The 2,592-nt window shown below is 74.7% G+C and carries 1 protein-coding gene and 1 pseudogene; both read right to left on the bottom strand.

Annotated features, from left to right (window positions below):
- Window positions 1–885, bottom strand: an 885-nt coding sequence (locus ACJA3G_RS34850; protein WP_406557035.1) for a serine/threonine-protein kinase, incomplete at its 3' end; no start/stop codon positions are given.
- Between the two features lie 226 nt (window positions 886–1,111).
- A pseudogene (locus tag ACJA3G_RS34845) lies at window positions 1,112–2,592 on the bottom strand (serine/threonine protein kinase); the annotation flags it as partial.

Genomic DNA, 2,592 nt, shown 5'->3' with positions numbered 1-2,592 from the left:
GGGCGTGACCGCTTCGGGGACGGGCGCGCGGACCGTGCCGGAGGAGCCCGCGGGGGCGGTGGCCGCCCGCAGCTCCGCCTCGGAGACCTGACGGGTCGGCACGTACTCGTGCGCGGCCTTCGGCTCGCGCCCCTCCATCGCCTCCAGGAACATCCGCTCGGCCTCCTCGGCCGAGGGGCGCTCGTCGGGGTCCTTGCGCAGCAGAGCCGTGATCACCGGGGCGAGCGCGCCGGCGTGGGTGGCGGGCTCCGGCTCCTCGTTCACGACCGCCTGCATGGTGGAGATGGGTGAGGAGCGGCGGAAGGGCGAGCCGCCCTGGACCGCGGTGTAGAGCGTGGCGCCGAGGGACCACAGGTCGGAGGCGGGACCGGGCTGTCCTCCCCGTACCCGCTCGGGCGCCAGATAGTCGATGGAGCCGACCAGTTCACCGGTCCGGGTGATCGTGGAGTCGCCCTCGATGGCGGCTATCCCGAAGTCGGTGAGCAGGACGCGCGAGTCGCGGGCGAGCAGGACGTTGCCGGGCTTGACGTCGCGGTGGAGCACGCCCGCGGCGTGCGCGGCACGCAGGGCGCCCAGGACGTGCAGTCCGATGCGGGCCGCCTCGCGGGCCTCGATCCGCCCGGTCTCGGAGGCCTTCACGGCGTCGGCGAGCGAGGGCCCGTCGACGTACTGCATCACGATCCAGGGGCGGTTGTCGTGGTCGAGCACGTCATGGACGGTGACCACGCCGGGGTGGGTGATCCGGGCGGCGGCCCGCGCCTCCTTCTGCGTACGCGCGTGCAGCACGACACGGTCGGCCTCCGCCACGTACAGCGCGGCCGTCAGTTCCTTGACGGCCACCGTGCGGTGCAGGAGCTCGTCCTGGGCGCGCCAGACCTTGCCCATGCCACCGCGGCCGATGGTGTCGCCCAGGCGGTAGCGCCCGGCCAGCAGCAGCCCTTTCGCCACCGCTTCCGCGCCCTTGCCGCTCTTGCTCTGGTTCTGTTCCACGTCCCCCGCCCGGCCGGTTCTTAAGGGGCAAGGTTACGGAGCGGATTCCGGCCAGGGAACCTCGGGGGCACCTTGTGCGCCACCTACCAAGAGGTATGTGTCTGAGGCAACCGGTGAAGCCTCAACGAGTGGCGCTGTAGGCGGCCGTGGCCTGCGCGTAGATCTCGCTCACCTTGTCCCGCTGGGGCTCCGGGCCGATGACCACGACCAGGTGGTACCGGCCATTGATGATCATTACTTGGTTGCGGACGTAAACCGTACGGCCCGTACTGTCCCGCCAGGTGAACTGCCCCTCGGCGGTGACCTTCTGACCGACGTCGACACGGCGCAGACCCGTGGCGGTGGCCCAGGCCGAGTCCCGGAACGGCTGGAGCTCGCGCTCCTTGTCCCGCTGGTACGTCAGTGGATCCGCGCCGACGTCCTTGACCGCGTCCCGGCCGGGCACCACCAGCAGGGTGAAGTCGCCGCCGACATAACGGACTTGTCCGGCGTCGTTGATGGGCCGTCGCTGGAAGGAGGGGTCGACCGCCGTCCGGAAGCCCTCCGGGTCGGTGCGCAGGACATAGCCCTTGGCGGGCGGCTGCCCGCCGGGCGCGGTGGTCTGCGTCCGGGGCGCCGAGGGCGTACCGCTGCGGGGGGCCTCGCCGGTCGCGGGGGTGCTCGGCGGCGCGCTGGTGCCCGTACGGGCTGGCGGGGCGCCTCCGTTGTCGCTCCCGTCCTTCGTCCCTGACTCGGGCATGAAGAACACGGCGTACGCGAGCGCCGCCGCCAGGAGCAGCAGGACGAGCAGGACGAGGGTCCGGCCGAGCGAGCGGGGCGCGCGCGCAGGCGCCTCGGCCGGGCGGGACTTGGGCGTACGGGACGGGGCGCGGCGCGGCTCCTGAAGTACCTCCGCCGCGGGGCGCCGCTCGGCCCTGCGGGGCTGCGCACGGCGCTGCTGGCGGTGGCGGCCGTGCTCGCCGAAGGCCCCGCGGCGGCGCCGGACGAGCTCGCCGCGGCGGCGCACGATCGGCAGCCGGGTCGCGTCGGCCGGGGGCAGCGGGACGACCTGGGTGCCCACGTCCGGCTCGGGCGCGGACCGCACGATCGAGCGCAGCCAGCCGCGCAGCTCCTCGAAGTCGGGCCGCTCGGTGGGGTCCTGGCGCAGCAGCGACTCGACGACCGGCCGCAGCGGGCCGCACTCCTCCGCGAACGCGGGCGGCTCGCCGCACACCATCTGGACCAGCTCGACGGCGTTCTCCTCCGGGTAGGGCGCGTGCCCCTGCACGGCCCGGAAGAGCAGGGCGCCGAGCGCCCACAGATCGGTGGCGGGGCCGATCGGCGGTGCGAGGCGCCAGTTCTCGTGCACGGGACCGGCCTGCTCGGGCGCCCACCGCTCGGTGACGGCCCCGACGAGGGCGATCCGCGTCTGCCGCGCCCGCTCGGCGTCGAGCCGGGTGGCGGGACCCCGGTAACCGGCGCCGTGACGCTGCGGGACGGCCGCCTCCCGGCCACGTTCTCGGGCGGCCACGGGTGCGGCGTGCGTCTGCCGCTGGGCGTCGGCCCGCAGCGCCTCGGCTCCGGCCCCGACGGCGTGCGGAAGCGCGGGGAGGGGGCCGGTGG

Source organism: Streptomyces sp. YS-3 (assembly GCF_045257485.1).
Classification (GTDB): Bacteria; Actinomycetota; Actinomycetes; order Streptomycetales; family Streptomycetaceae; genus Streptomyces.
This window is presented reverse-complemented; position numbering and strand designations above follow the sequence as displayed.